Below are 1,020 nucleotides of genomic sequence, written 5' to 3'. Positions count from 1 at the left end.
GCCGCCGCGAAGAAGGCCTCGCGCAAGCCCGTGGCGAAGAAGGCCGTGCGCAAGGCTCCGGCGAAGAAGGCCGCCGCGAAGAAGTCCTCGCGCAAGCCCGTGGCGAAGAAGGCCGCCCGGAAGGCCCCGGCGAAGAAGTCCGGCGGGAGGCGCTGAGCCGATGGCTGGTGGAGGCCCCCGCTACGAGAAGTTCGAGCGCGACGCCGTCGAGCCGGAGCAGTTCCTGCTCGACGTGCGGAAGGAGAAGATCGACCGCGTCGTCAGTCAGCGCACGCGCAACTTCGTGGTGGTGCTCGACCGGCTGGAGGACAACTTCAACATGGCCGCGGTGCTGCGCACCTGCGAGTCCATGGGCGTGCAGGAGGTGCACGTCGTCGTCAACCCGGAAGCGCCCTTCATCCCCAACCTGCGGGTGGCCCAAGGCTGCGACAAGTGGTTGGACGTGCACCTCTACAAGACGTTCGCGGAGTGCCGTGAACACCTGAAGGGGCGGGGCTTCAGCCTCTACGCGTCGGCGCTGCGCGAGGGGGCCACCAACCTCTACAGCCTGCGCTTCGACACGAAGTTCGCCATGGTGTTCGGCAACGAGCGCTATGGCGTGAGCGACGACGTGCTCAACGGCGTGGATGGCACCTTCTGGGTGCCCATGAAGGGCTTCAGCCAGAGCCTGAACATCTCCGCCGCGGCGTCCGCCAGCATCACCCGGGCGATCGCCTGGCGGGACGAGCACCTGGGGAGCTCCGGGGACCTGTCCCCCGAGGAGGCCCAGGAACTGCGCGAGCGCTTCTACCTGCTGGGCGTGAAGCAGCGGAAGCGTCTGGTCAAAGCCACACAGCGGTGAATGCCGGCCCCCCGGGGTCCGTCCGGATGCGATAGATGGACCCTGCGGGCACCCCGGGTGCCCGCTCCGGAGGCGCACGCCATGTTGCTGGAATCCCTGCTCTTCACGCTGCTCACGCAGGCCCCCACCACCGCCGCCCCCACCGCGCCCGCGCCGAAGCCCGCGGCCGCCGCCAAGGC

Annotated in this window: 1 protein-coding gene; it reads left to right on the top strand. The window is 69.2% G+C overall.

Annotated features, from left to right (window positions below):
• Nucleotides 1-160: 160 nt before the first annotated feature.
• A complete protein-coding gene (locus ACLEQD_RS44125) occupies nucleotides 161-841 on the top strand; it encodes a TrmH family RNA methyltransferase (RefSeq protein WP_410391892.1) in 681 nt (226 codons plus the stop codon).
• The last annotated feature ends 179 nt before the right edge of the window (nucleotides 842-1,020 follow it).

The organism is Corallococcus sp. 4LFB (genome assembly GCF_046520365.1).
In the GTDB taxonomy this organism is placed as follows: Bacteria; Myxococcota; Myxococcia; order Myxococcales; family Myxococcaceae; genus Corallococcus; species Corallococcus caeni.
This window is presented reverse-complemented; position numbering and strand designations above follow the sequence as displayed.